We start from the raw sequence: 3,713 nt of genomic DNA on the forward strand, positions 1-3,713 counted from the left end.
GGCGTGGCCTGTGAGGGATGCGGGTGGAGCCGCCCGGATCGCCCGCGCTGCGACCAGTGCGGCGCTGCGCGCTTCGCCCCACTCGCGGCGGGAGCGGAGCGCCTCGGCGGAGAGCTGCGCCGCACCCTGCGCGGGACCACCGTCGCCGTCCTCGAGGGCTACGCCCAGCCTGCCCCGCCCCCGCCCGCCACCGTCGTCATGACCCGCGGTTCGGCCCACCTGGATCCGCCCGGCCAGGTCGGGGCCGTGGTGCTCCCCGACCTCGACGGGCAGCTGCGTCGTCCGTCGCTCGACGCGGCCGAGGACGCGCTCCGCCTGGCGCTGCGTGTGGCGTCGTGGGTACCGCGCGCCGCCGAGGCCACCGTGGCGGGGAGCCGCGGACGCAGCCGGCTGGTCCCCGATGCCGTCGTGGTGGTGCAGACCCGCGACCCGACCCACCACGCGGTGCGGGCACTGGTGTCCTGGGATCCGGGGGCGTTCTGGCGCGATGAGGTCGCCCGGCGCGCGGAGCTGCGCTTCCCGCCGGTGGCCCACGCCGTCCGCCTGGATGTGGCCGGGAACGGGGACCGGGTCGTGGCCGACCTCTCGCGCGCGCTCCCCGACGGGGATGAGGTGCTGGGCCCGCGCCCCGCCGGGGAGCGTGCCGCTCTCCTGATCAAGTGCGCCGACCGGACGGCGACCCTGGCCGCACTCCGGCCACTGCAGGTGGCGTGGAGCCGCGACGGCCACGACGTCCGCGTCGACGTCGACCCGGTCGACGTCCTGTGAGTCGATACCCATCAGACGTCCTGGGAGTCGGTGTCGCTGCCTGTGAGCGCGCCCCAGGCCGGGGCGGGTTCATCGCGTACCCTGCGCCCGATGGCGACCCTCCCGATCCGGATCTTCGGCGACCCGGTGCTGCGCCAGCGTGCGCGGCAGGTCGTCGACTTCGACGACCGACTGCGGCGCCTCGCTGACGACATGCTCGACACGATGCGCGAGGCGGCCGGCTCCGGGCTGGCAGCGAACCAGGTCGGCGTGCTCAAGCGGCTGTTCACGTGGACCACGGAGGACGACCACGGCGCGGTGGTCAACCCGGCTGTGGACGAGACGTCCGCCGACGTGCAGGAGGGCGACGAGGGCTGCCTGTCGTTCCCCGGCCTGTTCTACCCGCTGGAGCGGCCGTTGCGGGCGCGTTGCCGGTACCAGGACCTGCACGGCGACGAGCACCTCGACGAGCTCGAAGGTTTCCTCGCCCGGGTGTTCCTCCACGAGATCGACCACCTCAACGGGGTGCTGTTCATCGACCACCTCGCGCGCCACGACCGCAACGAAGCGATGAAGCGGATGCGCGAGTACCGGCTGCAGCAGGGCCTGGACGATCCCCCCGCGCAGCCGCGGGGTTTCCTGCTGGGGCGCCGGCCAGGGTGACCGTGGCGGGCGACGACCGGATCCGGGTCGCGTTCTTCGGCACGCCGGACGTCGCGGTCCCGTCGCTGGCTGCGCTGGACGACGCCGTCGACGTCGACGTGGTCGCTGCCGTCACCAACCCCGACCGTCCCCGCGGCCGGTCGCGGATCCCGGTGCCTCCACCGGTGAAGGTCGCGGCGCAGGAACGCGGCATCACGGTGCTGCAACCGCACCGCCCACGTGACATCCTCGACCGGCTCCACTCGTTGTCCCTGGACGCGGTCGCGGTCGTCGCGTACGGCGCGATCCTCCCCGCCGATGTCTTGGAGGCGCCCCGCCACGGCTACGTCAACCTGCACTTCTCGCTGCTACCACGCTGGCGCGGCGCGGCGCCGGTGCAGCACGCCATCCGCGCCGGGGACCACACCACGGGGATCACCACGTTCGTGATCGACGTCGGGATGGACACCGGCCCGATCCTGCAGCAGGTCGAGGTCGACATCGCCCCGGACGAGACCGCCGGCGAGCTGCTGGAGCGCCTGGCCGTCATCGGCGCCCCGGTCCTGGTCGACAGCATCCGCCAGCTCCTGCAGGGCGTCGAGCCGCAGTCCCAGCGCGACGACGGCGTGACGTACGCGGCGCGGATCACGCCCGAAGACGTCCGCATCGACTGGTCGATGCCGGCCCGGTCGGTCGTGGACCTGGTGCGCAGCGCCAACCCCGCGCCCGGAGCGCACACGACCTTCCGGGGCCAGCGGCTCAAGATCTGGCGGGCGGAGCAGGCGCAGGGCGGTGGACAACCGGGGACGGTGCTGGGCGCCGACCCGCGCGGCCCGGTCGTGGCAACCGGCGATCAGGCGGTCGTGCTCACCGAGGTCCAGCCAGCCGGGAAGGTCGCCATGCCGGGCGGGGCGTTCACCAACGGCTACCGTCCCGAACCCGGTGAACGGCTCGGGGACGACCGCTAGCGATGGCCGACCTCGACGCCCCGCCCACCGGCCTGGCCTCCCGGCGGGCCGCGCTGCAGGCGATCGCAGCGGTCGACGAGCGCGACGCCTACAGCACGTTGGCGGTCCCCGCCGCCATCGATGACCTCGACGGTGCGCGCGATCGGGCGTTCGCGAGCTACCTGGCCTACGACACGCTGCGGTGGCAGGGCACGCTGGACTGGGCGCTGCAGCACGTCCTCGACCGGGACCTGAGCGACGTCGAACCCAACCTGCGGCGGATCCTGCGGCTGGGCGCGCTGCAGATCCTGCGCTCTGGTGTCCCCACCCGCGCAGCGGTCGACACGGCCGTTCGGCTGGCCCGCGCGGCCGTCCCCCGTCGTCGTGCGACCGCGGCGGGCGGCTTCGTGAACGGCGTGCTGCGGGCGTTGGCCCGGCGCCGCGACGAGCTGCCCTGGCCGGACCCCGACGACGACGCGGTCGGTTGGCTGGTGCTGCACACCGCCCACCCGCGCTGGATCGTCGAGGACGTCCACCGCCGCCTCGGCGACCGAGCGCAGGCAGCGCTCGAAGCCGACAACGCCCCGCCCGGACTGACCTTGCGCGCCACCGGGGACCGTGATGCGCTCGTGCAGGAACTGCGGGACGCCGGCATCGAGGCGGTGGCCGACGAGCACGCCCCCGAGGCGGTGCGCGCGCCCGGCGGTGACCCGCGTCGGTTGGTGGCTGTCGCCGAAGGGCGGGCGGTGCCCCAGGACGCGGCGTCCATGCGCGTCGCCCACGCCACCCGTGCCGTTCCCGGCGCCCGGGTTCTGGACCTCTGTGCCGGACCCGGGGGGAAGGCCACGCACCTGGCGTCGCTCGTGGCCCCGGACGGGAGCGTGGTCGCGGTCGAGCTGTACCCCCACCGTGCGGCCCTGATCCGCGAAGCGGCCGCGCGGGTAGGGGTGGACATCGACGTCCGCGTGGGCGACGCGACCGACCCGCCGGTCGACGGCGGGTTCGACGTCGTCCTGGTCGACGCGCCCTGCACCGGACTGGGGACGGGCCGGCGGCGCCCCGAGGTTCGTTGGCGGCGTGGCCCCCACGAACTCGGGGACCTGGCGGACCTGCAGAGCCGGCTGTTGCAGGCCGCTGTGGCGCACGTCGCGCCCGCGGGGTCGCTGACGTACGCGGCGTGCACCTGGACCGTGGTGGAGACCGAGGAGGTGACCGCCGGGTTCCTCGCCCGGCACGGCTCGCGGTTCGAGCTGGTCGAGCAGACGCAGTTGTGGCCCCACCACGGCACCGACGGCATGTACTACGCCACGTTCGTCCGTCGTGGCTGACCCGCCCCACGGCCGGGGTGCTGGCGTCCCGCTGGTAGGCTCGGGTCGT

The 3,713-nt window shown here is 74.6% G+C and carries 4 protein-coding genes; all 4 read left to right on the forward strand.

What is annotated here, in order from left to right; all coding sequences use genetic code 11:
- A partial coding sequence (locus M3N57_01220) for a hypothetical protein (GenBank protein ID MDP9021326.1) occupies nt 1-768 on the forward strand: 768 nt, incomplete at its 5' end.
- A gap of 90 nt (nt 769-858) precedes the next feature.
- On the forward strand, nt 859-1,410 hold the full coding sequence (gene def, locus M3N57_01225) for a peptide deformylase (protein MDP9021327.1): 552 nt from the start codon (nt 859-861) through the stop codon (nt 1,408-1,410).
- Between the two features lie 2 nt (nt 1,411-1,412).
- Nucleotides 1,413-2,357, forward strand: a complete 945-nt coding sequence (gene fmt, locus M3N57_01230; GenBank protein ID MDP9021328.1) for a methionyl-tRNA formyltransferase — start codon at nt 1,413-1,415, stop codon at nt 2,355-2,357.
- A 2-nt stretch (nt 2,358-2,359) separates the two neighbouring features.
- On the forward strand, nt 2,360-3,664 hold the full coding sequence (locus M3N57_01235) for a methyltransferase domain-containing protein (GenBank protein ID MDP9021329.1): 1,305 nt from the start codon (nt 2,360-2,362) through the stop codon (nt 3,662-3,664).
- Nucleotides 3,665-3,713: the final 49 nt, after the last annotated feature.

The sequence above is a fragment of the Actinomycetota bacterium genome, assembly GCA_030776725.1.
Classification (GTDB): Bacteria; Actinomycetota; Nitriliruptoria; order Nitriliruptorales; family JAHWKO01; genus JAHWKW01.

What these genes read in the sequence shown, in the direction of transcription:
- M3N57_01235 (MDP9021329.1), top strand. Translation starts at nt 2,360, where the DNA reads ATGGCCGACCTCGACGCCCCGCCCACCGGCCTGGCCTCCCGGCGGGCC.
- def (MDP9021327.1), top strand. Translation starts at nt 859, where the DNA reads ATGGCGACCCTCCCGATCCGGATCTTCGGCGACCCGGTGCTGCGCCAG.